Genomic DNA, 2,610 nt, shown 5'->3' on the forward strand with positions numbered 1-2,610 from the left:
CGGCCGATCACCTGAGGGGCGGCGGTCATTGGCGTGGCAGGCTGCGGCGATCCGCCGAGCAACGGGCGGTCGAAGAGTCGTCGGTGCGGGCCACGGTCGACGGCCAGGTGCCCTCCGACGAGCGGTCGTTGCGGCTGGTCGCCGACCACCTGTCGGTGGTGGAGGCCGTGCATCAGGCACACCGGCTCCTCGCAGACCTCCACGTGCCGGTCGACACCTCGGGGTCGCGGTCGTCGCAGCTCAATCAGCTTGTGCGGCTGGATAATCAGCTGGCCTGGATCTCCGACCTGGTGACCGGACGGGATCGGCTCGTCCGTGAACTCGAGGCGATCAGTCCGGGCGGTCCGCGGCCGCGCAGCGTTGCCGAGGTGGCCGCGGTCGCGCGGCAGGCACGACTGATCGCGGCCACCAACGACGCGGTGCTCGCCGAACACGAGCTCGCGGACTGCGCCTACGCCTTGTCGGCCGAGATCGAACGTGGACCGTCGGCCGAGGGTGACGATCTGGTGTCGGCGCTGGCGAATGCCGACGCGGAGTCGATTCGCTCCGCGCGACGGGCTTTCGTGGCAGCTCGCGCCGAACGCGACGATCAGATCGCGCTCGACCTGCTCACCCTGAGGCTGCGCGGCAAGGCGCCTGCGCTGTACGCGGAGGTGGCCGCAACCGCCGACGACCCACAGTGGGACGAGCGGGTTCGCGATCTCGCGCCGGCGTGGTCGTGGCGCCGAGCACACACGTGGGTGTCGGAGAACAACGATCCGGGACGGCAGGAGCGTCTGCAGGCCGAACTCGACGGCATCGAGGTCGACCTCGCCCAGGTGACCACCCGTCTGGCGGCCGCACGAGCGTGGCGGTACTCCATCGAGCGGACGACGGTGGCACAGACGCAGGCGCTGCAGTCCTACCGTGACCACATGATCAACCTGGGCAAGGGATCGGGCAAGCACGCCAACCGTTTTCGTATCGCGGCGCGCGCCGCGATGGCCGAGGCAGCCGCCGCCGTGCCCGCGTGGATCATGTCGACAAGTCAAGTCGCCCAAACACTTCCACCGAAAGCCAATTCGTTCGATGTCGTGATCGTCGACGAGGCGAGTCAGGCCGACATCACCAGCGTCTTCCTGTTGTGGCTGGCGCCGCGCGTCATCGTCGTCGGCGACGATCGGCAGTGCGCGCCCACAGGTCTCACCGGCACCACGCTCGACGACGCATTTGCCAAACTCGACGCCGAACTACCCGACCTGCCCGGATATCTGCGAGATGGTTTGACGCCGCGATCGAGCCTGTTCTCGTTGCTGCGCAGCAGATTTGGTCACCTGGTGACACTTCGCGAGCACTTCCGGTGTATGCCCGAGATCATCGAATACTCCTCGCAGCAGTTCTACCAGGGAACACCGCTCATCCCGGTCCGCCAGTTCGGCGCCAACCGGCTCGACCCGCTGCGCTCGGTGCGGGTGGACGCGACAGCCTCCGGGCAGGGGGCAGCATTGGTCAACGAGGCCGAGGCGCAGGCCATTGCCGACACGGTCGCCGCATGTCTCGCCGATTCCGCCTACGACGGAGCCGATTTCGGCATCATCGCGCTGCAGGGCACCAAGCAGGTCGACGTCCTCGAGCGTGCGCTTCGCGATACCATTGACCCTGAGCACTGGCGAGATCGTCGCATCCGGGTGGGATCCCCACCGGATTTCCAGGGCGACGAACGTTCCGTCATCTTGCTGTCGATGGTCGTCTCGGACCCGGCCGCGATCACCGCGCTCACCCGGGCCGAGTCGCAGCGTCGCTTCAACGTCGCGGCGTCTCGCGCGATGGATCAGCTGTGGCTGTTCCACTCGGTCGATCTGGACGAGTTGCGCCGCAACGATCTTCGCTACTCGCTGCTCGGCTACCTCGAGGCCAACGCGGGACCGACGATCTCGCCGATGCCCGACGATGTTCCTGATGACAAGCGTGTGGAGCCCTTCGACAATCTGCTCGAGCAGCGGGTGTTCAACCGGCTGGCGTCGCTCGGCTATCACGTCACGCCCAAGGTGGTCGTGAACAACCGGGTCATCGATCTCGTGGTGATGGGCGCCGACGCGCGGATGGCCGTCGAATGCGACGGCGCGCAATTCCGCACCACGGGTCGTCAGGCCCGGTCGGACCTGGAGCGAGAACGCGAACTGCGTCGCTGCGGTTGGGAGTTCGCCCGCGTGCGGGAATCGGAGTTCGAACTCGACCCGGACGGTGTGATCGCGCGCGTCACCGCGGCACTCGACGCACGGGGCTGCAAGCCGGGGTCGGTGTCCTCGATCGCGGTCGCGGGGCAAGCGGATGCCTGGGAGCCCATCGACCTGACCGCGGGGGACTGACGTCCTATCGCCTCTGATCCGAAGAGCTAGGTGACCGCCCCGCTGACCTGGGAAAATACGTCGGAGTCGTGCTCGCAAAATCTCGGGGAAGAGTTTCTTCCCCGAGGTTCGTAGTCGTCCGCGAGAATTTTCTGGGGGAGGACTCCAAGGGGCGGGGAAGAAGTTTCGGCTCTTCTGTCATGGATGTGGGTGGGTGTGGGTGTGGTATGGGAGTTCGAGGGTGACCGGTCCGCAGGCGAGCAGGATCATGGCGAGTGCGTTT

The 2,610-nt window shown here is 66.7% G+C and carries 1 protein-coding gene; it reads left to right on the forward strand.

All coding sequences use genetic code 11. From position 1 onward, the window contains the following. Positions 1 to 2,348: AAA domain-containing protein (locus ABZW74_RS24400; protein WP_355280079.1), on the forward strand; the 2,348-nt coding region annotated here is incomplete at its 5' end. Between the last annotated feature and the right edge of the window lie 262 nt (positions 2,349 to 2,610).

The organism is Gordonia sp. NPDC003585 (assembly GCF_040610755.1).
Taxonomy (GTDB): domain Bacteria; phylum Actinomycetota; class Actinomycetes; order Mycobacteriales; family Mycobacteriaceae; genus Gordonia.